General features: G+C 29.1%; 22 protein-coding genes. All 22 read right to left on the bottom strand.

Translation table 11 applies throughout. The features are described from left to right. Positions 1-68 precede the first annotated feature (68 nt). The 22 genes from uvrC to ACWOBP_RS01235 all read right to left on the bottom strand — a co-directional run bounded on the left by uvrC (position 69) and on the right by ACWOBP_RS01235 (position 24,703). Positions 69-1,817: an excinuclease ABC subunit UvrC gene (uvrC, locus tag ACWOBP_RS01340; RefSeq protein ID WP_455337128.1), complete on the bottom strand. Its 1,749-nt coding sequence runs from the start codon at positions 1,815-1,817 to the stop codon at positions 69-71. Between the two features lie 85 nt (positions 1,818-1,902). Then, positions 1,903-3,810, bottom strand: a complete 1,908-nt coding sequence (pknB, locus tag ACWOBP_RS01335; protein WP_455337127.1) for a Stk1 family PASTA domain-containing Ser/Thr kinase — start codon at positions 3,808-3,810, stop codon at positions 1,903-1,905. Continuing rightward, on the bottom strand, positions 3,800-4,546 hold the full coding sequence (locus ACWOBP_RS01330; RefSeq protein ID WP_455337126.1) for a protein phosphatase 2C domain-containing protein: 747 nt from the start codon (positions 4,544-4,546) through the stop codon (positions 3,800-3,802). The genes pknB and ACWOBP_RS01330 overlap by 11 nt, the downstream gene beginning before the upstream one ends. Continuing rightward, positions 4,524-5,657, bottom strand: coding sequence for a 23S rRNA (adenine(2503)-C(2))-methyltransferase RlmN (gene rlmN / locus ACWOBP_RS01325; RefSeq protein WP_455337125.1), 1,134 nt, complete (start codon positions 5,655-5,657; stop codon positions 4,524-4,526). The genes ACWOBP_RS01330 and rlmN overlap by 23 nt, the downstream gene beginning before the upstream one ends. Next, positions 5,651-6,976 (bottom strand): 16S rRNA (cytosine(967)-C(5))-methyltransferase RsmB, encoded by a 1,326-nt coding sequence (rsmB, locus tag ACWOBP_RS01320; RefSeq protein WP_455337124.1) that lies wholly within the window; start codon positions 6,974-6,976, stop codon positions 5,651-5,653. Before rsmB ends, rlmN begins: the two co-directional genes overlap by 7 nt. Continuing rightward, the gene (fmt, locus tag ACWOBP_RS01315; RefSeq protein WP_455337123.1) at positions 6,969-7,931 is read right to left on the bottom strand and encodes a methionyl-tRNA formyltransferase; all 963 of its coding nucleotides are present in this window, start codon (positions 7,929-7,931) and stop codon (positions 6,969-6,971) included. The genes rsmB and fmt overlap by 8 nt, the downstream gene beginning before the upstream one ends. An 88-nt stretch (positions 7,932-8,019) precedes the next feature. After that, the gene (locus ACWOBP_RS01310) at positions 8,020-8,523 is read right to left on the bottom strand and encodes a methylated-DNA--[protein]-cysteine S-methyltransferase (RefSeq protein WP_455337122.1); all 504 of its coding nucleotides are present in this window, start codon (positions 8,521-8,523) and stop codon (positions 8,020-8,022) included. A gap of 232 nt (positions 8,524-8,755) precedes the next feature. Next, positions 8,756-9,211 carry a signal peptidase II gene (gene lspA, locus ACWOBP_RS01305; RefSeq protein WP_455337121.1) on the bottom strand — a complete coding sequence of 152 codons (456 nt, stop codon included), beginning with the start codon at positions 9,209-9,211 and terminating at the stop codon, positions 8,756-8,758. A gap of 13 nt (positions 9,212-9,224) precedes the next feature. Beyond that, complete coding sequence (gene nth, locus ACWOBP_RS01300; protein WP_294683310.1) at positions 9,225-9,869, bottom strand: endonuclease III; 645 nt, start codon at positions 9,867-9,869, stop codon at positions 9,225-9,227. Beyond that, positions 9,850-10,371, bottom strand: a complete 522-nt coding sequence (locus ACWOBP_RS01295; RefSeq protein ID WP_455337120.1) for a DnaD domain protein — start codon at positions 10,369-10,371, stop codon at positions 9,850-9,852. The genes nth and ACWOBP_RS01295 overlap by 20 nt, the downstream gene beginning before the upstream one ends. 9 nt (positions 10,372-10,380) lie before the next feature. Continuing rightward, on the bottom strand, positions 10,381-11,667 hold the full coding sequence (asnS, locus tag ACWOBP_RS01290; RefSeq protein ID WP_455337119.1) for an asparagine--tRNA ligase: 1,287 nt from the start codon (positions 11,665-11,667) through the stop codon (positions 10,381-10,383). Positions 11,668-11,796: 129 nt separating this feature from the next. Then, positions 11,797-13,647 (bottom strand): 3'-5' exonuclease, encoded by a 1,851-nt coding sequence (locus ACWOBP_RS01285; RefSeq protein ID WP_455337118.1) that lies wholly within the window; start codon positions 13,645-13,647, stop codon positions 11,797-11,799. Positions 13,648-13,675: 28 nt separating this feature from the next. Further along, a complete protein-coding gene (locus tag ACWOBP_RS01280; RefSeq protein WP_455337117.1) occupies positions 13,676-14,836 on the bottom strand; it encodes a CCA tRNA nucleotidyltransferase in 1,161 nt (386 codons plus the stop codon). A gap of 61 nt (positions 14,837-14,897) precedes the next feature. Next, positions 14,898-16,082 (bottom strand): acetate/propionate family kinase, encoded by a 1,185-nt coding sequence (locus ACWOBP_RS01275; protein WP_455337116.1) that lies wholly within the window; start codon positions 16,080-16,082, stop codon positions 14,898-14,900. 416 nt (positions 16,083-16,498) lie between these two features. Beyond that, positions 16,499-17,878 (bottom strand): Fe-S cluster assembly protein SufB, encoded by a 1,380-nt coding sequence (sufB, locus tag ACWOBP_RS01270; protein WP_040464531.1) that lies wholly within the window; start codon positions 17,876-17,878, stop codon positions 16,499-16,501. 35 nt (positions 17,879-17,913) lie between these two features. Next, complete coding sequence (sufU, locus tag ACWOBP_RS01265) at positions 17,914-18,342, bottom strand: Fe-S cluster assembly sulfur transfer protein SufU (RefSeq protein WP_455337115.1); 429 nt, start codon at positions 18,340-18,342, stop codon at positions 17,914-17,916. Beyond that, entirely contained in the window at positions 18,332-19,558 is a 1,227-nt protein-coding gene (locus ACWOBP_RS01260) for an aminotransferase class V-fold PLP-dependent enzyme (RefSeq protein ID WP_455337206.1), read from the bottom strand. The genes sufU and ACWOBP_RS01260 overlap by 11 nt, the downstream gene beginning before the upstream one ends. 5 nt (positions 19,559-19,563) lie before the next feature. Then, complete coding sequence (sufD, locus tag ACWOBP_RS01255) at positions 19,564-20,850, bottom strand: Fe-S cluster assembly protein SufD (protein ID WP_455337114.1); 1,287 nt, start codon at positions 20,848-20,850, stop codon at positions 19,564-19,566. Between the two features lies 1 nt (position 20,851). After that, positions 20,852-21,592 carry a Fe-S cluster assembly ATPase SufC gene (sufC, locus tag ACWOBP_RS01250; RefSeq protein ID WP_003145337.1) on the bottom strand — a complete coding sequence of 247 codons (741 nt, stop codon included), beginning with the start codon at positions 21,590-21,592 and terminating at the stop codon, positions 20,852-20,854. Positions 21,593-21,792: 200 nt separating this feature from the next. Then, positions 21,793-22,689 carry a C39 family peptidase gene (locus ACWOBP_RS01245; RefSeq protein WP_455337113.1) on the bottom strand — a complete coding sequence of 299 codons (897 nt, stop codon included), beginning with the start codon at positions 22,687-22,689 and terminating at the stop codon, positions 21,793-21,795. Positions 22,690-22,701: 12 nt separating this feature from the next. Next, positions 22,702-23,565, bottom strand: a complete 864-nt coding sequence (locus tag ACWOBP_RS01240; RefSeq protein WP_455337112.1) for a DMT family transporter — start codon at positions 23,563-23,565, stop codon at positions 22,702-22,704. Next, on the bottom strand, positions 23,558-24,703 hold the full coding sequence (locus ACWOBP_RS01235) for a glycerate kinase (RefSeq protein WP_455337111.1): 1,146 nt from the start codon (positions 24,701-24,703) through the stop codon (positions 23,558-23,560). Before ACWOBP_RS01235 ends, ACWOBP_RS01240 begins: the two co-directional genes overlap by 8 nt. Positions 24,704-25,230 lie beyond the last annotated feature (527 nt).

Here is a 25,230-nt window from a genome sequence, read left to right as displayed (position 1 = left end):
TATAGATTTATTCAAAAAAATTAAGTTATCCGTATGTTTTATTTTAAAAATATGGATAACTTAATAAATTATAATTTTTTCTTTAAATTTTTAATTACATCTTTTGGAATACCTAGTTTTAAGAGCTTTTCATCTGCTGCATTCTTGATTTCTTCTAATGAAGAGAACGATTTTAACAATAGATTTTTTCTAACTTTGCCAATTCCTTGAATATCATCAAGGCTAGATTTATACATATTTTTATTCTTTATCGCTCTGTGATAAGTTATAGCGAATCTGTGAACCTCATCTTGTATTTGCTTTAAAAATAAATACTCTGCTGAAGTTTTAGGAAATTCTATAATTTCATAATCATCGGTAATAATGTACTCTGTTATATGTCTATCATTTTTTGCTAATCCAATAATCTTAATTTGTTCTAGACCGAGAGTTTTATGAACTACATCAATAGCTACATTAAGATGATTCTTTCCACCGTCGACTATTAGTAGTTCTGTATTGGTCTTTTTATCTTTATAATTTCTATAAAGTACTTCTCTCATAGTTTGGACATCATTAATTCCCATCGATTCATCAATTTTAAATTTTCTATAATTATAAGTATTCTTTTTACCATTGGTGAAATTTACTTTCACAGAAACTGCATCAACGCCCATTATATTAGAATTGTCAAAAGCATCAATGCTATTTACAGATTGTACACCTAATTTTTCAGCAATGTTATTAAGTGTAACTTGTAATTTTCTTTCTTTAAGTTCTTCAATGGCTAGATTATTATTTAAGTAATAAGTTGCATTCTCTTTTACTGTATCTAATATTTTTCTATGATTACCTCGTTTTGGAATTATAACTTTACAATCAACTACATCAGAAAGTAAATTTTCATCAATATCATCAATATATATTTCTTTCGGAAGTTTATTTAGGGAATAATATTGTAACAAGTATGAATATAAAATTTCTTCAGGAGTATCGTATAAGTTAAAGTACTCAACCTTACGTTCTATAATATTTCCTAATCTAGATAAAAATATTTGTATACATATATGATCACTATTAAAAGAAAATCCAATATAGTCCCTATCTACATTAGTACTATCTGCAACAACTTGATTTTGAACTGAAATTTCTATTGATTTAATATAACTATGTATTTGTCCCGCTGCTTCGAACTCTAGATTTTTAACATGATTTTGCATTTTATTTTTTAAGTCTGATAATATCTCTTTAGTATTACCCGTTAAGAAAGATTTAATTTTAGAAATCTGATTCTTATAGTCATCTGTTGTAATTTTCTTGGCACATGGACCTATACATTCACCTATTTGATAATACATACATGGTCTCTTTTCTACTGGGTTGCATTTTCTTAATGGGTATATTTTATCTAATATTTTCTTTACCTCTGTAGCTGATTTTATATCAACATAAGGTCCAAAATATATATTTTTATTATTTTTTTTATACTTTCTTGTCATTAATAGTCTAGGATGTTCTTCTTTAGTTATCATTAAATACGGATAACTTTTATCATCTTTTAATCGAATATTAAAGTAAGGCCTATGTTTTTTTATTAGGTTATTCTCTAATAACAACGCCTCTTTTTCCGAGTTTACTATTATGTATTCTAAATCTTCAATTTTTGAAACTAAAGTTTGAGTTTTTTTATTATGTGTACCTGTAAAATAGCTTTTAACCCGATTTTTTAAATTTTTAGCTTTACCTACATATATAATTTCTCCAATATTATCTTTATATAAGTAGCAGCCTGGATTATCAGGTAGTAACTCTAATTTTTTTTGTAATGTTAAATTCATATTAATCACCATATAATCAATTTATAACTTTTGTTAAAAAGCACAGTTGAAATTCCTATCTCCCCTGTGCTTTTATAATCATTAATTAGTTAGTATTCTTATTATTTGAGTTGTTTCGAATAGAATTATTTTTAGTAGACTTATCTTCATTTGATTTTTTATCTTCATTTGACTTCTTATCAGTACTTAAATCATTTGTTGTCTCCTCACGAGAAGAAGTTTTATCTTTTCCTTTAGAAACAATAACTTCTAAATTCTCTTCACTTGGTATAATACTAGAACCCGATTTAATATTTTGAGAAATAACCAATCCAGCATCTTTATCTGAGTACTCTTCTTTAAATGATACTTGTTTAAATCCATATGCCGAAATTGTATTTTCTGCTTTTTTAATATCTTCACCAACTAAGTTAGGCATAGCAATTCTTTTCTTACCAGTTGAAACCTGTAATATCAACTCTTTTTCTTTTGGTACTATTTCCATACCAGCTTTAATATTTTGAGAAACAACTTTTCCAGTATCATAATTATTACTTTCTACTTTCTCTACTGTTATATTTTTAAATCCTAGTTTTGATGCGTTTTTCTTAACAGTTTCTTCATCTAGACCTACAAAATTTGGCATATCTATTGTCTTTTTACCTGAAGAAACACGTAAATCTACTTTAGAGCCTTTTTTTACTTTTTTACCGGCCTTAGGATCACTATCTATAACAATATTTTCTTTTATATCATCACTTGCGATTTCTGTAATATCTCCTACTTCGAGACCAGCTTTAACGATAGTAACTTTAGCTTCTTCTAGTGATTTATTACGCACATCTGGTGCCGAAACACTGTTGGAATCACTAACATAATTGTAAATAAAGAATGAACCTACTACAATAGTAACAATAGCTAATATTGCAAGAAATACATGTTTAGCTTTTGATGTTTCCTCTTTTTCGTCTTTTTTACTCACATTAGTATAATTATTTTTTTGATTATTACTTTGTTGATAACGTCGATTACTCTTTCTATTATCCTGTTCATATTCATAATCATCATCAGTAGTAGTGTAATCATTGTAACCGTACTGATCGTTATTAATACTGTTATCAATATATTGAGTTTCATTATAATTATTTATGGGTTGTGCTGGGATTTTAAAACCAGTGTATTTATTTTCATATAAACGTTCTGGATTAAGAACCGTACTTAAATCCTCAAATAACTCTTTAGAGCTAATATATCTTTCATTAGGATTTTTCATAGTAGCCTGAAGTACGATGTTTTTTACACTTTGAGGTACATTTTCTCTATATTTGTCGATATCAGGGAGTTCTTCTTGTAGGTGTTTTAAAGCAATGGCAACTGCAGATTCACCTTTGAATGGAATCTGACCAGTAATCATCTCAAAAATTAAAATTCCTAATGAGTAAATGTCACTTTGGGCTGTAGCAACATTCCCACGCGCTTGCTCTGGTGATAAATAGTAAACAGTTCCCAACATCTGATTTGTTTGCGTAAGAGTAGTATCACCATAGGCTCTTGCTATACCAAAATCAGTTATCTTACATGTTAAATTTTCATTCATTAAAATATTTTGAGGTTTAATATCTCTATGAATTATCCCGTTTTGATGTGCATGACTAAGACCCGCTGCAATTTGTTTAGCAATATGAACTATTGTTTCAATTGGAATACGAGGATTTTTAATCATATAATCCTTTAACGTCATTCCTTCTACATATTCTAAAATAAGATAATAAAATTCGCCTTCATTTTCTACATCATAAATAGAAACAATATTAGGATGAGACAAGCTAGTCACCGCTTTGGCTTCTCTATTAAATCTTTTTACCGCATCTTCATCATTCGCATCAATTTTAAATGTTTTAATTGCTACCTGTCTATCTAAAATAGTATCATAACCCAACCACACAGTAGCCATTCCACCAGTACCTAGATGATCTAAAATCTTATATCTATTACATATAATTTTATTTATCATGGTTTACACCCCCTAGATTTTTTATTATAGCCACTGATATATTATCTATTCCTCCTCGAATTACACATAATTTTATAAGCTTTTCTACAGATGTCGATAATTCATTGTTTCTAACTATATCTTGAATCTCTTCATTTTCTATCATGTTTGTTAAACCATCTGAACATAGTAAAAAATAATCATAGTTGCTTAATTCGTCAATAAATGTATGCAAATTAATATTATTTTTTGTAGCTAAAGCTTGAGTTAGTACGTGTCGTTCTGGATGAGTTTTTGCTTCTTCATGCGTTATTGCTCCAGCATCTATTAATGCTCCAACAAATGAATCTTCTGTAGTGACAATATTCATCTCATTATCTTTAGTCAAGCCGTATGCACTACTATCACCAATATTATAAACAACAACTTTATTGGCAAATGTGGCTACTGCGACAATAGTAGTCCCCATTTTTTTATTTTTTTCTTGAGATTTATTAAATAATTCTAAATTTAATTTTTCTATTTTGTCACAAAGCCAATTTTTCATATTATTAAAGTTAGCAAAAGTTAAACTTTGCCACTCTTTTTCTAAGGTTGCCACAATATAATTACTTGAATATGCTGCATTACTATGACTACCTACACCATCGCAAACAACAGCAAGCACTTCACCTTGTTTATTTTTTACAACAGAAATTGCATCTTCATTTTTTTCTTTTCTACCTTTATTACTATTATACGAATATACTAGTGGCATCTGGAATTCCTCCTTTTACCTCATCCTTACGTTCTTTTGCACGAAGTTGACCACAAGCAGCATCAATATCATCACCTTGTGTTCTTCTAATTGTTACATTAACTTTATTTTTCTTAAGAATTTTTTCAAATGCGAAAATGTCACTCTTACTAGTTCTTACATAGTTACGTTCAGGCACATAGTTAATCGGAATTAAGTTAACGTGGCAGTTTAAACCTTTTATAATTTCCGATAGTTTTTCCGCATGTTCTTTTTGATCGTTTACTTTCCCCATTAAACCATATTCGAACGTAATACGACGATTAGTAGTTTCTTGGTAATATTTTAAAGCCTCCATAAGCTTATCAATATTATATGCTCTGTTGACCGGCATGATTTTACTACGTAATTCATTAGTAGGCGCGTGTAATGATACCGCAAAGTTAATTTGTACTTTCTCATTCGCAAAATCATAAATTTTCGGTACAATACCAGAAGTTGAAACAGTAATATGGCGGGCCCCAATATTAAAGCTCTCGTCACTATTTACGATTCTAATAAAGTCCATCATTTCATCGTAGTTTTCAAATGGTTCCCCGATACCCATAATAACAATACTTGAGATACGCTCACCTTTTTTATCTAACTCTTGTTGGACTTTTAATACTTGAGATACAATTTCTCCTGCTTCTAAGTTTCGTTTTAAACCACCAAGTGTAGAAGCACAGAAAGTACATCCAATTCGACAACCTACTTGTGTTGTTACACATAGTGAATTTCCGTATTTATTTTTCATAAGAACACTCTCAATAGTATACTTATCTTGTAGCTCAAATAGGAATTTCATTGTTCCATCAGCAGATTCTTGCTTAATAATTGTTTTTAGAGTTGTAATCTCGAATTCTTCAGCAAGTTTTTCTTGTAGAGACTTAGGTACATTTTTCATTTCTGAAAAATCTGTAATTCTCTTTTTATATAGCCAATCAAAGATTTGTTTCGCTCTAAATTTTTTCTCACCGATACTTACAATATATTCTTCTAATTGATCAAGTCTTATAGAATATATAGACATTTTATCAAAATCTTTTAACCATCTAGACTTTTTATAGCCTTTAAAATCTGAAATTAACATTTTTCCTCCGTTTTTTTAAGTTTTGCGATAAAAAATCCATCGCAACTATACTCATCAGGTAGTATTTCTAATACACCATTTTCTCTCGTTTTTACAATACTATTTTTTAGAGAAATACTCTCTAAACTAAAATCTTTGTTCTCTTTTAAAAACTTCTCTATATTTTTTATATTTTCTCTCTTATCAATCGTACAAGTTGAATACATTAAAATTCCTTCTTGTTTTACATAGTGTTTACTATTGTCTAAAATATCATATTGAAGTTTAGCAATATCTTCAACATACGAATTTGTGATTTTATATTTAATTTCAGGTTTGTTTTTTATAACCCCTATTCCTGAACATGGCACATCACAGATTACTATGTCAAACTTATTGTTAAATAAAGTATTGTTTAGAGTAGCATCTTGTTCTTTAACCTCAATATTGGTAATTCCAAGCTTCTCTTTATTACCTTCAATTAATTTTAGCTTATGTATATATTTATCACATGAAATTAAACTAGAATTAAAATACTTACTAGCTATATGCAAACTTTTACCACCAGGAGCGGCACAAGTATCAAGTATTTCATACTCTTTATCAACTGGTAATCCAATCGATGCTGCTACAAGAGCACTTGCCTCATCTTGGACAATATAGTATCCTTTTGTAAATAAACTACTATCTAAGTTTAATTTATTTAAAACTAGGCTGTCTTCACAGATTTCACTCTCACTAACAGCATCCCCTAATTTTTCTATTAACTCTTTTTTAGTAATTTTTAATGGATTATATCTAATACTATTTTTGCTCTTTTCATTAAAAGACACAACTATTTTTTGAACTTTTTCAACTCCGTATTGTTCTTTAAGTATATTATATAATTCACTTGGACAACTATTTTCTATACAGAACTTTTCAGTTGCATTTTTATATTTAAGATCTAAATTATTAGCATTTCGCTCAATATTTCTTAAAATACCATTGACGAATTTTCCTGTGATATTACCTGCAATTTTCTTACTTAATTTTACAGCTTCGTCAATAACTGCGAAATTGGGTGTTTTATCCATGAAAAGCAATTGATAAATACTCATTAATAAAATAACTTTAACTTTAGGTTTTACTCTACCTTTAGAATAAGATTTAAGAGTGTGTTCTAAATACAATTTGTTTTTTATAGTTCCATATACTACTTCACTGATAAATCTCTTATCCTGTTCTTCGACCTTATACTGATTAAAATATTTATTTAAGGTAATATTACTATAACCATCTTCTTGAATAATTGTATATAGAACCTCGTATGCAATATGTCTAGCATTAATGCTACTCATTTTCTTCACCTAATACTGTTCCCACATAGTCTTTCTTATTAGATAAGAAATTAACTACTGGCATACGTTTTTTACCAGAAACTTGAAGTTCATTTACTTTTAACACTGTCTTATTACCACATAGAATATAGATGTGTTTCTTATCTTGTTTAATAATAGTTCCAACTCTATCAAAATTAGACTCAATGTCTTGTTTAACTTCTTCACTAGACCAAATTTTTAGCACATTTCCTTCTAAATAAGTAAATGCCCCAGGTGTTGGATCTAATGCACGAACTTTGTTGAATATATCTCTAGCTGAAGTATTCCAATCAATTTTCTCATCTTCTCTTAAGATATTACGAGCAAACGTAGCTTCTTCATCATTTTGTTTTTTTGGTGCAATATCACCACTAAAGATTTTTGGAAGAGTTTCATTTAATAGATTACGACCAGCTATTGAAAGTTTATCATGTAAAGTCTCATAATTATCACTATCAAGAATATCAACCTCTACTTTTGATAACATGTCTCCTGCATCTAGTTTCTTAACCATATACATAATTGTTATACCTGTTTTATCATGGTCTTCAAGTATTGAATACTGAATAGGTGCTCCTCCACGTAATTTTGGTAATAATGATCCATGGACATTAATGCACTTATGTTTAGGAATTTCTAAAATCTTCTCTGGTACAAGTTGTCCATAGGCGGCAGTTATAATAATATCCGGGTTTAACTCTTTTAATGTATTATAAGTCTCTTCATCTGTTGATATTTTTTCGGGTTGTAATACTTTAATATTATTTTCTAAAGCTACAACTTTTACTGGAGGTGGTGTTAGTACTTTCTTTCTACCAACTTTTTTATCTGGCTGAGTGATTACTAAATCTACTCCGTAATTTTCTATTAACATTTCTAAAACAGGAACAGCAAACTTTGGAGTTCCCATAAATACTATTTTTTTATCGTTCATTTATTTCTCCTAAAAAAGAATTTAATCTATTTAATTATACCATATTTTTGTATATCCTTCTATTGTTGAATGGTATTTCATCCTTTAATTAATAATGATTATTATCAGATTCTAGATTTAATAAAAATCTCTTATTTTCAAGACCGGCAGCATAACCTGTTAAACTTCCGTCTGCCCCTATTACTCTATGACATGGAATAAAAATTAACAATGGATTATGCCCAACTGCTCCTCCAACTGCTTGAGCTGACATAGTTTCTAAGTCTTTAGTCTTAGCAATTTTTTCTGCTATATGTTTATATGTAACTAGCTCTCCATAGCATATTTCTTTGAGTACTTCCCATACTGTTTTTCTAAATTCAGTCCCAATAAAATTCAAAGGGATTTCATCTATACTTGGATTCTCACCATTAAAATATTTTTTTAACCAATCTTTAGACTTTACAAATATATCTAATTCTTCATTTAATAGATATTCACCTATGTCATTAGGAAAATACTTTTGATTTTTTAAATAACACCCACAAAGACTTTCACCGTCTGAAATTAAATATAAAAGTCCTATTTTGCTTTCATAAGTACAATAATACATTTAAAACTCCTTTGAATTTATACTAATATACTTTTATTATAACAAAAAAAGAGGGAGTGACTCAAAAATCGCGATTTTGAAGAAATCGATTTTATCGAGTCACTCCCGCACAGTTTATTAGATATCTAAAAGCTTTTATAAAGCGAATTTAAATATCAATAAACCACTGCGTCTATGAGTTATCATATACACTTTGTTTAAATTTAGGACTTTTGGATCAGCCCCTTTATTATTATTTCTCGTCTTCTTTGTAAATCTTATATAGTAAAAATAATACTCCTACACAAATAAAACAATCTGCTAAATTAAATATAGGAAAATCATAACCGAATATTCTAAAATCAAGAAAATCAACAACCTCATGTCTTGTTAATCTGTCAATAAAATTACCTATTGCTCCACCATATATTAAAGCAAATGTCCCCTTATCAAAGACAGATAAAGAATCTTTTTGTTTTAATAGATAATATGTTAAAATGGCCACAAAAATAATCGTAACAACTAAGAAAAATAGACGACTATCTTGTAGAATCCCCCATGCAGCTCCTCTATTTCTATGAGATGAGATACTGAAAAAATTTGCTATAACTTCCTTGCTTTCTCCTAACGAGAAATGATTAACTATAAAATTTTTACTAAGTTGATCTAGCAATATTAGAAAACACGCTAATATAAATATGATTAACATATTCCTTCTCCTCTTATTTCAATACTAATAATTTTTCTAATTCAGGATCAATAGTTCGCTCCCCTCTTGCAGGGAGTTTATATCGACCTAAATGAATTAGTTGATGATGTATTTTCCCCCAACTTTCCATAGGGAAAACACTCATAAGACTTTTTTCTACTTGAAGTGGCGTATCGGTTAAATCTGCTAATCCAAACATTTTCGCTACTCGTTCAACGTGAGTATCAACAGCAATCGCGGGAATATTAAATCCAACAGAAAGAACAACATTTGCAGTTTTTCTTCCTACACCAGGTAGTTTTTCTAACTCTTCTCTAGTCTGTGGAATCTTATAATCGTAAACATCCCTTAACATATTAGCCATACCAACTATATTTTTAGATTTTGCCTTATAAAGCCCTAGTGTTCGAATATACTTCTCTATATCTTCCACCTTAGCATCAGCATAATCATCGATTGTCTTATAATTCTCAAACAACCCAACTGTTGCTCTATTTACATACTCATCTTTACACTGAGCAGATAAAAGAACAGCAATAACTAATTCCAAATTATTAGAAAAATCTAGTTCACATTCTACATCAGGAAATACTTTATCCAAATATTCCATGACTTTTTTTGCTTTATTCTTTTTTTGTCTATTTGTTAAACCAGTCATAACCTAAACTACTTCCACTTTCTGATTGAATATCTTTATTTACTTTGTTATTTAATATACCATTAACATAACTAATATTTTTAGATAAAGTTAATGCTTCATCTATCTGCTGTTTTGTATAATTTTTTTCAAACCAAGAAGTTACAATATCAATCTCTTTAGAAGTTAATATTCTTCCAGTTACACGTTCTGTTAATTTTAATAACTCACGCAGAGTATAATAATCTTCCTTATTATTAAAAATAATAAAATTTAACTTGCTTTCAGCTGAAATAACAATGCATCCTTTATTAACTAAATTATCAAGCATAGAAAAGATTTCATTTTCTGATTTATTTGATTCATTTTTAAATAAGTCTATTGAAAATGGTAAATCTCCTTGATTTGTCAAATAACTTATCTGAAGAAGAAACATAGCTTCCTCTCCAGATAAGTTATAAGATTTATAATTCATTAAAAAATCAGCATCAACTAAAAGACCTTTTATATTGATATTGATCATTTTCGACTCCTAAGGCGTTAATCTGTTTAATAAACGTGGGAATGGCGCAGTCTCACGAACGTGTCCGTTACCTGTAATCCAAGCTACAGTACGCTCTAACCCTAATCCAAATCCAGCATGTTCTACAGAACCATATTTACGTAAATCTAAATACCAACCATAAGCATCAAGATTTAAATCATGTTTCTTAATGTTTTCTAATAATTTATCGTAGTCGTCAATACGTTGAGAACCACCGATGATTTCTCCATATCCTTCTGGAGCTATTAAGTCTGCACATAGCACTACACCAGGTTCATTTGGATCTTCAATCATATAGAATGGCTTAATATCTAATGGCCAGTGTGTAATAAACACCGGTTTATTATAACTATTTGCAATAAATGTTTCATGCGGAGATCCAAAGTCATCACCATATTCAATATCATCAAATCCATTATCTTTTAGTAATTGGATAGCATCTTTATATTTAATACGTGGGAATTCTCCTCTAGCATTTTCTAGAGCTTCTAAATCACGACCAAGAACTTTAAGTTGTTCTTGACATTTTTCTAATACATCTGTTAACAGGTGATTAACATATGCTTCTTGTAATGCTAAACTTTCATCATGATTACAGAATGCCATCTCAGCTTCAATCATCCAGAACTCGATTAAGTGACGACGAGTTTTAGATTTTTCAGCTCTGAAGGTAGGACCGAATGAAAATACTTTACCAAATGCCATAGCTGTTGCTTCTAAATAAAGTTGTCCAGATTGAGAAAGATATGCTTCCTCATCGAAATATTTAGTATTAAATAATTCTGTAGTTCCTTCTGGAGCTGATGATGTTAAAATTGGTGGGTCTGTTTTTAAGAATCCTTCTTTTTCAAAGAAATCATATGTAGATTTAATAATTTGATTTCTAATTGTTAAGATAGCATGTTGTTTCTTAGAACGTATCCAAATGTGACGATTATCTGCTAAGAATTCTACCCCATGTTCTTTTGGAGTGATTGGATAATCAATTGCTTCAGAAATAACTTCAAAGTCTTCAATTTCTAATTCAATACCAGAAAGTTCTCTTTCATTTTCTTTAATTAATCCAGTTACTTTTAATGAAGTTTCTTGTGATAAATGACGTAATTGTTGGTATTTTTCTTCTCCTAATGCCTCTTTTAAAGCAATAGCTTGAATAAATCCAGCTCCATATCTTAATTGGAAAAATGCAATTTTACCACTACTTCTCTTGTTCGCAATCCATGCACCAAGAGTTACTTTTTGACCTAGTTGTTCTTTTAAATTACTTATATTCAACTTGAAGTCCCTCCTAATTTAAATTATTATTGTATTCAAAAATTTTTAATATTCATAGTTATATAAAAACTATTTATATTATATCATAAAATTACTATTTTTTTAATTATGTGTTTTATTTTTTAGTATTTAATGCTCTAAATCACGAAATACTATAATACAATCAAAAATGTCTTTTAGAAAATACCTGTATTCAAGTATATCCTTTGTAGCATAACATCTACATGCTAGACGATTATTATTTTTTACTTCACTGTATAATTCACTAAAGTTATCTTTAATTGAAAAATTGAAGAATTTTATATAGCTCTTTTTTTCACGTTTACTAAAATATAAATCTTTATATTTATTACTTTCAAAAATATATAATATTGATTCAGTACTTTTAGATGTTAGTAACTCCTCATCTCCATTACTGTATATATATTTCGCCTTAGATTTTAAATTTAAGTACTTATGTTTTCTCGAATGTATTATATTAATCAATGATTTAACTTTCTTATCATTAACTACTGTAAGTTTTAAACTGTTCTCTTGCTCAAGTATTACGAACTTATATGTATTTTTAGAATCAGTTAAAACATTCCTTAATCGTTTCATAAATTTATATGATATTGGTAGCTCATCCTTATATTGTTTCATGTCAATTAATATTGCATCAACATCTTGTAATATAAAATTTAAGCTATCATTGTATAAAAACAAACTTTCTGAAATATACATTTCATGAAGGAATTTCACCAAACCGTCAATATTGTTTCTTAAACCTTTTATGTCTTTATTTTTTAAGTTTTTAGAGACAGCTACATTTAATTCTGTAATGGCATTCTTATAAAAATAATCTTTTGTGTTGCTTGAGTCTAATTCTCGACCAAGTATTTTTTTATGTTCAAATACATAAGTATGATTTTTAAAAGTATCATTTTCTATTAAATATTCAATAGAATCATAGTTTGTTACAATATTCTTACATAGTTGAGCAGCTTTATTCTTTTCATCGAAATAATATGATTTAGAACTTATTGATATCCCTTTTTTAATTCCATCTATATACATTTTCTCAATATATAACAAGTTAAGTTCTGAAAAATCACCTGTATTTGTTTCTAGTATCCATACGTATAACTTAATTAGTAGTTTATCTAAGTTTGGATCCTCTTTTTTAGGAAAAAGAGAGAATACATTTAATGATACATATGCACTTTTTTTCTTTATAATTACAAACTCAGAGATATTAAATTTATTTATATATTCTGCTTCATCTATTGATGAAAAAAGTATAAACTTTTCTTTGTCACTTGTGGGTTTAGTTTCAAATTCAACTTTTCTAAAATCTACACCTTCGAAATGTAATAAATCATTAGATTTATTTTTTAAGTTGGTCACACTCTTTCTACAAAATCTAGCAAACTTATACATATTAATATCAATTTTTTCCAATAAATTTTCTATCTTTTTATAGTTATTATTACTAATAGTTGGGATTTTGTTTGCTATTTCAATAAATAATCTAACAGTAACTTTTACATCCACAGCTGCATTATGATATCTTTCACCGGTATAAAGGTCAAGAGAATTTGATAAATCTGAAAGCCTATAACTTTTTTGTGATGGTAAAAATAGCCTTGCTAATTCTACAGTATCTAGCGATTGCTTCGCTTTATATAGAATTCCTACATCATGAAATCTTTTCTTTAAAATAACATAATCTGAAGGAAGGCCATGACATACAAGAATATCATCTTTAATATAATCATATAAATCATCAGCAATTTCCTCAAAAAGTTTTTTATCTGCTAACATTTCATTATTTATTCCTGTTAACTCAGTCACAAAAGTAGATACAGGGTTTTTAGGTCGAATATAGTGATTTATTGATGAAACTTCATTAAAATTCTCATCAAGCTTTGTTGCGGAAAATTGAATTATTTCCTTATCATCAGTTAACTCTATATCAACAATACAAAATAATCTTTTCATAAATTCTCTCACCTCACTTTTAAATTATCTATATATTATCTCTCAATTTAGATAAAAAATCTAGTATATCTTTTTTATTATTATTTAATCTTCCTAATAAAATTTCTTTTTCCAACTTTAAAGTTATACTTTTTATCCAAGGACCAGGATTTTTATTGATAGTTCTTATAATTTCCTGTGACGTAATTTCAATATCATTAAAAGAATTAATAGCTAAGATGCAACTTTCAATAACAGTTGTTTTTTTATAATTATAATAATTATTAACAAATATTACATCATCTATATTATATCTATATAATATTATTTCTAAAGGTGTATTTTTTAAAAATTCAATATTAATTTTCTCAAATTCTTTTATTAACTTTACTTCTTTATTCGATAGTTTTAAATACTTTAAAGTATCGAAAGAAATATCATTAACTTTAGATAAGATGTATAAACTTTGACAAAATGTATAATCAGTAAAATCTTGAATAGTCTTAATCTCTTTTAAAAATGGAATATAAGCATTTAATTTACTACCTAATAATAACTCAAAACTTTTTAAGTTACCTTTTCCAGCAAGAAGTTTTCTAAATTCATTAACAATACGTTCAATAGAAACATAACTAATAAGTTGTGCATTTTTCTTTATTGCCGCTAAAGTTTCATTTTCAATATCAAAACCTAACTTTGATGAAAAACGAAATGCTCTTAACATCCTTAAGGCATCCTCATAAAATCTCTCATTAGGGTTATTTACAGTACGAATAATTTTCGAATTTAAGTCTATCTCTCCGTTATGGTAGTCGAACAACTTCCCATTGTAATCTAACGCCATAGCATTAATTGTAAAATCACGTCTATCAAGATCTTCTCGTAAATTACTAACAAATTCAACCTTCTCCGGCGCACGATGATTTTTATAATCTCCCTCTGTTCTAAATGTAGTAACTTCATATCCCACATTATTTATTAAGATTGTAACTGTTCCGTGTTGGATTCCTGTATCAATAGTTTTATGAAATATTTTTTTCACTTCACTAGGCAATGCATTAGTTGTAATATCAATATCTGAAAAACTCTCACCTAATAAGTAATCTCTAACACAACCACCTACAAAGTAAGCTTCAAAACCATGCTCATTAAATATCTTTAATATATTCACAGCATCTTTGAATTTATTTCTAAAGTTATTTATTACCATATCTTCCTCTCAAATTAATAAAGGACTGGAGAGAAAACCCCAGCCCACGTAATCTTATATGTTATTTAGATAAGTTATAAGTATCTCTAGCAATCATAACTTCTTCATCAGTAGGTATTACGAATGCTTTAACTTTAGAATCTGCTGTAGAGATTTCCGCAACTTTTCCACGTACATTGTTTTTCTCTTTATCAATTTGTACACCTAAGAAAGTTAACCCTTCTAATACTTCTTCTCGAACCCAAGTAGCATTTTCACCAACACCAGCTGTGAATACAATAGCATCTACTCCATTCATTGCAGCAGCATATGCTCCAACATATTCTTTAATTCTATTAATATAAACGTCAATTGCTTCAGCAGCATGTGGATTTGTGCTTCTTGCAGCTTCAACATCACGTAAATCTGAAGAAAGTGCAGATACACCTTTTAAACCTGATTCAAAGTTAAAAATACGAACAATTTCTTCAAGAGATAGTCCTGTTTTTTGTGCAATGTAAGGGATTGTAGCTGGATCGATATCTCCAGTTCTAGTACCCATTACTAAACCTGATAGTGGCGTGAATCCCATTGAAGTATCAAATGATTTACCATTTTTGATAGCACAAATTGAAGCACCGTTACCGATGTGGCAAGAAATTGTTTTTAATTCTTTAGAATCTTTTCCTAAGATTTCAGCAACTTTTTCGCCGATATATCTGTGACTTGTTCCATGTGCACCATATTTACGAACTCCATATTTTTCATAGAATTCTCTTGGAACTGCGTACATGTATGTAGATTTTGGCATACTTTGGTGGAACGCAGTATCAAAAGTTAATACGTTAGGAACTCCTGGTAATTCTTTTTGGAATGATCTAACACCTTTAATATTTGCTGGATTGTGTAATGGTGCCAAATCTTCGATTGAATCAACTTTTGCTAATTCCTCATCAGTTACTAAAACAGATGCATCATAGAATTCTCCACCATGTACAACACGATGTCCAACACCTTCGATTTCTTTAACATCTTGTACAATACCTAATTTTGTTAATTTTTCAAGTAACATTTCGATTGCTACATCGTGGTTAGGGATATCTAATGTTTCTTTATTTTTTTCTCCGTTGAATTCGATTGTGAATACACTGTTTTCAATACCGATTCTTTCAACTAGTCCTTTTGTTATAACTTTTTCTTCAGGCATTTCAAATAATTGAAATTTTAAAGATGAGCTTCCTGAATTAATAGCTAAAATCTTTGTCATAAGTATAAGTCTCCTCTTAATCTATTTGCATTATATGTAATATTATCTCATTATTTATAATTAATTACAAGGGGTATTTAAAATATTTTATAAAATAATTCGCAGTAAAACTTTTTTTAAGAATGCGTTATCTATATTTTGGTTATCAGTTTCTATGCTTTCCATTATTTTTTATCTAATACGAAAATATTTCGGTTCAATGTATATTAACTATTAAAAATATAAATACAACTTATAGCTATTATTATTTCTTAATTAATTTTACAATTTTATAAAAATTATAAATATACATAGTATATTAAATACAAGAGAAATATTAGGAATTATATACTTCCCTTTTTCTGAACATCAATAGTGAAAAATACCCAGAGTTTAAACTAATAATCTCCGAGTATTTTAAATGATTTTGATTTATTTTATCCTATTGACCCTTCCATTTCAAATGAAATTAATCTGTTTAATTCAACAGCATATTCCATTGGAAGTTCTTTTGTAAATGGTTCGATGAATCCCATAACTATCATTTCAGTAGCTTGTCCTTCATCAAGACCTCTACTCATTAAGTAGAATAGTTGTTCTTCTGATACTTTAGATACTTTTGCTTCGTGTTCTAATGATACGTTAGAGTTTTTAACAATGTTGTAAGGAATAGTATCAGACGTTGAGTATTCGTCTAAGATTAATGTATCACATTCAATGTTTGAACGAGATCCTTCTGAGTTTTTACCGAAGTGAATCCATCCACGGTAGTTAACTTTTCCACCACGTCTTGACATTGATTTAGAAACGACAGTAGAAGATGTTCTAGGTGCCAGGTGAATCATCTTAGATCCTGCATCAAGTACTTGTCCTTCACTAGCCATAGCTATAGATAATGTACTTCCACTTGCTCCTTCACCAACTAAAATACAAGCAGGGTATTTCATTGTTAATTTAGAACCTAAGTTTCCATCTACCCATTCCATAGTACCGTTTTTCTCTACAATCGCACGTTTTGTAACTAGGTTATAAACGTTTGTTGACCAGTTTTGAATAGTCGTATATCTAAAACGAGCATTCTCTTTAATAAAAATTTCTACTACAGCTGCATGAAGTGAACTTGCTGAATATGTTGGAGCTGTACACCCTTCTACATAGTGTAGAGAAGAGTTTTTCTCAATAATAATTAATGTACGCTCAAATTGTCCCATTTTTTCACTGTTAATTCTAAAGTATGCTTGAAGCGGTGCTTCTACTGATACATTTTCCGGACAGTAGATAAATGAACCACCTGACCATACTGCAGAGTTTAAGGCAGCGAATTTATTATCGTTGAAATCAACAGCTTTTGAGAAATATTCTTTAAAGATTTCTTCATGGTTTTTTAACGCTGTATCAGTGTCTTCAAAGATAATTCCTTTTTCTTCAAATTGCTTATGCATATTGTGATAAACTACCTCAGACTCATATTGTGCAGATACACCTGCAAGGTATTTTTGTTCCGCCTCTGGAATCCCAAGCTTTTCAAAAGTATTTTTAATTTCTTGTGGTACTTCATCCCATGAACGTTCTGTTTTTTCTGATGGTTTTACATAGTATGTTAAATCCTCAAAATCTATTTCAGATAAGTCTCCACCCCATGTAGGCATCGGCATTCTGTAGAACTCTTTTAATGCATTTAGACGATATTCTAACATCCATTGTGGCTCTTCTTTTCTTTCAGAAATAGTTTTAACGATTTCTTTTGTTAATCCTTTATCAGTCTTAAATATAGATACGTCTTTATCTGAAAATCCATACTGATAATCGGTAAACATTTCTTCATTTTTATTCAATGCTATCACTCCTTCTCCTATTTATTTTCTTCTAAAATTTTTTCTGTAATTTTCCACGCTAAAGTAGCACATTTAACCCTAGCTGGAAGTTGAGAAATATTTTGTAATGAAATACTATCTTCAAGATTATCTTCATTAAATTCATTTCCCATAATCATATTTAAAAAATTTTTAATCTTTACATTAGCACTCTCTACTGATAAACCTTTTAATTCTTCAGTTAACATTGAAGCTGAAGCTAATGAGATTGAACACCCAGTCCCTAAAAATTTAATATCCTCGATAATATCGTCAATTAACTTAACACTAACTGTTATTTTATCCCCACAAGAAGGATTTAGCATTTCCAGTTTATAGCTATTTTCAATTGTTCCATTATTTCTAGGATGCTTGCTATGGTCTAAAATTACTTGTTTATATAAACTTTTTAAATCACTAAAACTCATTTTCAAAAAACTCCTTCGTTTCTTTTAATGTTTGAATAAAGAAATCTATCTCTTCTTTCGTATTATATAAATATAGACTCGCTCTTGCTACCGAATATGTATCTAGCTTTCCTAATAATAGTTGAGTACACTGATGCCCTGCTCTTATGCAAATACCTTTAGCATCTAAGAAACTCGTTAAATCATGAGGGTGAACTCCTACCAAGTTAAAAGTTATTAGTGAAACTCTATCTTCTATATTTTCTGTTCCATAAATCTCTATATTATCAATCTTAGAAAGTTCAGAATACATATATTCAGTAAGTTCTTTAGTGTACTTTTCAATATTTTCTAAACCAATACTATTCAGATACTTAATAGCAGCACCTAATCCTGCAGCTTGTGCAAGCAGTGGTGTTCCCGCTTCAAATTTGTCAGGAAGAATTGCCCATGTTGCTGAATTATCCTCAACAATACCAATCATTCCTCCACCAAATTCAACAGGGTCAAATTTTTCTAGTAGATGTTTTTTACCATATAAAACTCCAATACCAGTAGGTCCACACATTTTATGCGCACTAAAAGCTAAAAAGTCACAGTTCATTTTTTGAACATCGATTTTTAAATGAGGAACTGATTGTGCAGCATCGACTACAAAATAAATATCTTTATCTTTTAACATTTCTCCAATTTCATAAACTGGATTAATATTTCCTAATACGTTAGACGCATGACACATAGAAACAATTTTAGTTTTATCTGTAATAAATTCTTCTAATTGTTTAAAACTAATTTTCCCTTCTTCATCTAATTCTAAATATTTTAAAACTAGATTTTTGCGTTTAGCAAGTTGTTGCCAAGGAATAATATTAGCATGATGTTCCATATAAGTAAGGATAATTTCATCACCTTCAGTTACATCTTGTTCTAAAATTCTTGCTGCAAAATTTAAACTTTCCGTAGTTCCACTAGTATAGATTACTTCTTCATAACTACTTGCGTTTATAAATTCTCTAACTAACTCTTTAGACTCTTCGTATATTTTTTCTGATTCATTACCTAAGGTATAAACAGATCTGTGAATATTTGAATTATAATTTTTATAGTAATCTGTAATTGCATCGATCACTTGATTAGGTTTTTGAGTAGTAGCTCCATTATCAAAAAATATCAAATCATTTCCTGATATTTTTCTATTTAATATAGGAAAGTCTTCTCTATATTTACTAAAATCTATCATTATTACTCACTCTCGTTATTGTTAATTTTTTCATCAATAAGCACTGTTACAAGCTCTTTAATTTTATCTACTGTTAACTCTGAGATTACTGGAGATAGGAATCCATGAACTAATAATCTACTTGATTCTTTTCTAGTTAATCCTCTACTTTGTAAGTAGTATAGTTGCTCTTCATCAATACGACCTAGCGATGCTCCGTGACCAGCCATAACATCATTTTCGTCGATTAATAGCATTGGGTTAGCATCTGCTTTAGCTTCTGATGAAAGTGTCAGCATTCTTGAACTTTGGTAAGCATTAGAACCTGTCGCACCTTTTACGATAAATCCTACACCGTTAAATACGATATGTGATCTATCTAATAGTACACCGTGTTGTAAGATATCACCTTTACTACTTAAGCCTTGGTTAACTACTTCACTATTAAAGTAAGTTTTTTGTTCTTTAACTCCTAGAGTTACAATCTTAAGATTAGCTTCAGATCCATCTCCTAGAATGTTCGTTGTATTATCGTGATATACATCTGCCTCATCCATTGCAGCTACATTCCAGTTAATTAATGAATCTCTATAAGTTAAACCACGACGTAAAATAGTTCCACGTTTTTCACCTGGTTGATTCGTAATTGAACTGTAGTTAATTTGAGCTCCTTCATGTGCAACTACTTCAGATACTAAACTGAAAGGTGCCTTATCCTCTTTCTGATTATTTACGTAGTTTTCAATAAAATTAAATTTAGCGTTATTTCCAACCTGAATAGTTACATGGTTGAATAAACTTTGTTCTTTATCAGAAATCACGATATATTGAAGCGGTTCTTCAATTACAGCATTATCCTTAACATCAATAAATAACCCAGCATTTAATAGTGTATAGTGAACAGCTGTTACTTTACTTTCAGCATAGTCAACAACACTCATAAAACTGTCTTTAATGTAATCATCATTCATTGCAGTGAAAATATCTTTAATCACTACTTTATCAGCATATTTCTCTGGAATATTGATATGTATAATAGTATTATTCTTTTGAACTACAGCAAAATCATTGCTATTAATACCATATTCAGCTATTTCTACATTTCCTTTATTTTCTAATCTTAGAGTTGAAAAATCAACATTAAATAAGTTCCATCTTTCTAACTCCATAGATTCTAATTTTGGAAAAGGTAGCGTATAACTCTTATATAAAGCTAATTTTCTAGTATTTAAAAACCATGTAGGCTCATTTGTATTAGAAAAGATGCTTTGTAAAGTTTTAATACTTAGTTTTAATTTATTATTCTCCATATTAAACCTCTTCTTTTAACCAGTCATAACCTTCTTTTTCTAAACGAAGTGCTAGTTCAGGTCCACCTGATTTTACGATTTTCCCATCCATAAGTACATGTACAAAATCAGGCTCAATATAATCTAATAATCTTTGATAGTGAGTAATAATTAAGCAACCGAAGTTTTCACCACGCATTTTATTAACACCTTTTGATACGATTTTTAGAGCATCGATATCTAATCCAGAGTCGATTTCATCTAGAATAGCAAATTTTGGTTCTAACATCATCATTTGTAATATTTCGTTACGTTTCTTTTCTCCTCCAGAGAAACCATCATTTACATAACGTTGAGACATTTTTAGATCCATTTCTAAAAATTCCATAGTCTTGTCTAATTTTTTAATATATTGCATTAAAGGAATACTATCTTCACGTTGTGCATTAATTGCAGATTTAATAAATTCTGAAGTTGGTACTCCTGGTACTTCAGATGGATATTGCATTGCTAGGAATAGACCAGCACGAGCTCTTTCGTCAACTTCCATTTCTAATACTTCTTCACCATCTAATAAAATACTTCCACCATCTACTTCATATTTAGGATGACCCATAATAGCTGATGCTAAAGTAGATTTACCTGCACCATTTGGTCCCATTACGGCATGTATCTCACCAGATTTAATTTCTAAATTAAGTCCTTTTAATATTTGTTTTTCATTAATTGATACTTCTAGATTTTTTATATCAAGAACTGACATTTTATTTCCTCCATCTTTTATATTTGTTGCGATTTAATCATATAAAACATAAATTATCGCAAATTACATAAGTATTATTATAAAGGTTTTCACATGTTTTATCAAATTATTGGTTCGAACGCTCTCTAGTTATACACTCCTGTTTATAAAAAAATAAATCCTCAAATTTCATTTGAAATTCGAGGATTTATCTGTATAATTTATTTAGAAAATTCCCACATAGCTACTATTTCAGTTTTTAATTCATCATATGACCATTTTTTTAGTGTTCTCGTATAACTATTTGGATCATTAATTATAAATTTTTCTTCGTTGTCTACTCCAGTTATCAAAATAATATGTCCAACAGTTGTAAATTTACCTGGATGCACAGAAGCGATAATAGGATTTCCTTTACTTAAAACAGATTTCATTGCTTCTTCATTAAGTGGTACTCCAGTTGATTTTACTCCATATTCTTTAGCAATATAATCGAAGAAACTCCATTTTGTACCCGCATCTGTAAAGTATCCGCTAGCATCTTCTTTTTCTGCAATGTTTTTTGGTGTAATTGATTTATCATCTAATATCCCACTAAGTGCCATAGCTACACAAGTTGGACCACAACCACCTATAGCCACGTTTGTGCCACCTAATTTATCATAAGCCCAACGTTTATCCCATTGGATATAGTAAGGAAACTTCCTATTAATTTCAACTGTTTCTCCTTGTTCAAACGGTGTTGCTTCTTGACCAGCAAGATAACCAAGTACATATTGTGTAGCATCTTTATTATTAACTAATAATTTCTGTTCTGCTTCTGGAAGATTTTCTCTTTGTAAGTATATTAATTGTCCTATTAGACTACCATTAGCATTTTGAAGTAAATTATTTTCAACTCCATTTGGATTAGTAATAAATGGATAAGGTTGCGTTACCCCCTTAATACCATCTCTTGCATTAGCTACATTTTCTGTTTTCAACACATTTGTACTCTTATTTTCATCTTTTGAATTTTTATTAAACCAAACAATCTTATTATTTTGAATAACATAAAGTACAACTGTACATAGAATAATGAACGCTATCGTCATTATTTCAATTCTTTTTCTTTTCATAATTACACCTCACTATTTACTTTTTATCACTAAAATTATTCCTACTGAAATAACTATAATATATCCGATTAGACTTTGCAAGTCTGGTAACTCGCTAAAAAATATAAATCCTAAAATTCCCGAAAACAATACTTGCGAATAATCAAACACTGATATATTTTTTGCCGCTGCATACTTATAAGCAAATGTCACTCCATATTGACCAATTGTAGCAGAAGCACCAGCTAATATTAGCATCGATAGTTGATACAATGTCATTACTCTATAATCAAAAATAAGATAAGGTAATAGTAATATTGTTGATAATGAAGAAAAGAAGAATATTATAAATTCACCCGAAACATTATGAGTACCTAAATACCTTACACAAGTATAAGCAATTCCTGAACAAAATGCTCCAAGCAATGCTGCCAGAGCTCCTGTACTTATTAATCCATCACCTGTTGGTTTAATAATAAATCCAACTCCGATAAATGCAACAACAATTGCTATAAATTGGAATTTTGTCATTCGTTCTTTAAAAAAGATAAATGATAAGATAATTATTACAAATGGTGAAAGTTTTTGTATAATTGTAGAATCAGCAAGACTAATATGAGAAATTGCATAAAAGTTAAACACTAAGCCTATCGTACCAAAAATACTTCTTGAGATTAAAACACTCCAAGAAACCTTGTTACTAGGTAGGTTTATATTTTTCCAATGTTTTATTAACGGAATTGATGAAATTCCAACGGCTATAATATTTCTAAAAAAACCTTTCTGCATGGAAGGTAAATCACCTGCTAATTTTATAAATAACGCCATAAATGAAAAACCAAATCCTGACAATATTATACAGAATATTCCCATTAGTATGTTATTCTTTTTATCCATTATTAAACTCCAATATATTAAATATTTGAACAATTGTATTTTCTAGATTTTGTTTAGAAACTTTTTTATCCATTGCAGTATTTAATGACATAAATCTTCTTTGAATCGAAAACGAAGCGTCAATTAATTTTTTATCATCTTCATTTAATTCAGATAATTCTTCATCTAGAATATTTCCAGCTAAAAAGATAACTTTTTTATTAAACTTTTTAGCTAGTTTAGCAACTTCAATCGGAGCTTTTCCCATGTAACTTTGCACATCCAATTTTCCTTCACCTGTAATTATTATATCTGCTTCTTGAATTTTTGACTCTAAATTTAAATAGTCAATCATAAACTTAGATCCAGGATAAATAGTTGCATTAAAAAATGACATAAAAGCAAAGCCCAATCCTCCTGCAGCACCACTTCCTTCTGAGAAAACATTATTTTTCCCAGTTACTAATTGAACTTTATCCGAAAATTTTTCAATATACTTATCAACTTCTGCAAACTTATTCTCATCTAGCCCCTTTTGCTTTGCGAAAATATATGTAGAACCATTTTTCCCTATTAACGGATTACTAACGTCACTTATAATCGAAAATCGTATATCTTTTAGCCTGCCATTCATAAATCTATGATCAATATTATAAATATTCTTTAGCTCATTTATTCCATGTTTACAAGGCTTACCACTTCTATCTGTAAATTTAACTCCTAATTCACTTAACATTCCAATTCCACAATCATTCGTAGCACTGCCTCCAAGTCCAATGATAATGTGTTCTATTCCTATTTCAATAAGAAAAGAAATTAATTTTCCTAATCCTACAGTAGAGGTTATAAACGGATCTTTTTGAGTATCGTTAAGATGCTTAAGACCTATCACTTCTGCAATCTCAATAACTGCTTCTTTCCTTTTAGTATCTAACAGATAGTTTACTTCACATTCTTGACGTGCTGCATTAATAGTTTTAAATTTCATTTTATCAAAACCTTTAAATAACGCTAGAAAACCATCCCCACCATCAGCGATAGGTTGAACATGCGATGTAACATTATTGTATTTGTAATTTATTTTTGATGAAATTACTTCTCCAATTTCTATTGAAGATAATGATCCTTTAAATTCATTAACCGCTATTAAAACTTTCATTAATTTTCAACTCCAGTTACATTTTATTTCAAATCTTTTAGTTAATTTTATCATTAAATAAGTATTAATTAAAGTTTTAAATTTGAAAATATATTATAAAAACATTTTCATCGATAAAATTTACACAAATACTTTAAATTTATCATTTTTTTTAGTATAATAATTATGTAAAGTATTTTTACTTTATATTTAGGGTTAGAATTAGGACTCAATTTTTGATTATATCAAAAAATACAGTATTAATTTGTCAACTGTAGAAGCAAACTGCTTTTAGTTTTACAATTAATAAGTAATCCTCATGTTTGTGCCAGTAATCTACAGCCAACATTTTAAATATATTAGTTTATGAGTATCCTAAACCCTAAAGTTAAACTAATATTATTACTGTAAAAAACCACGAAGTTTACCCCTAAACTTTCGTGGTTTTTAAATTCTATTTTTCTCCATGCCTCAAATTTGACAAAGAGTCACATTTTAAAAAGGATACCTAAAATACAATTGATGTATCTTAGATATCCTTTTATGTT

This window comes from Gemella parahaemolysans (genome assembly GCF_053758945.1).
The sequence above is the reverse complement of the archived record's forward strand: the minus strand, read 5'-3'. Positions and strand labels throughout refer to the sequence as shown.